Below are 281 nucleotides of genomic sequence, written 5' to 3' on the forward strand. Positions count from 1 at the left end.
AGGACCACGCTTAATTCGACCATCTCGCACTGCTTCATCCAACGCTGTTGGTACTGTTGCAGCCGAAGTATTGCCGTGACGATCAAGGGTCACTACCACCTGATCCATAGACATGGACAGTTTCTTTGCTGTTGCGGTAATAATTCTTAGGTTTGCTTGGTGTGGCACTAACCAATCCAAGTCTTCTTTACTCATGTCGTTGGCTTTTAGCGTATCGGTAACCAAACGAGAGAGTTGGGTTACCGCCACCTTGAATACTTCATTGCCCGTCATGTGTAGCC

1 protein-coding gene is annotated in these 281 nt (G+C 47.7%); it reads right to left on the minus strand.

Going from position 1 to position 281, the window contains the following annotated elements; genetic code table 11:
- Positions 1-281, minus strand: a 281-nt coding sequence (locus tag AB4585_RS28500) for a 3-oxoacyl-[acyl-carrier-protein] synthase III C-terminal domain-containing protein (protein WP_372172131.1), incomplete at both ends; no start/stop codon positions are given.

Source organism: Vibrio sp. 10N.222.49.C9, assembly GCF_041474985.1.
GTDB lineage: Bacteria > Pseudomonadota > Gammaproteobacteria > Enterobacterales > Vibrionaceae > Vibrio > Vibrio crassostreae_C.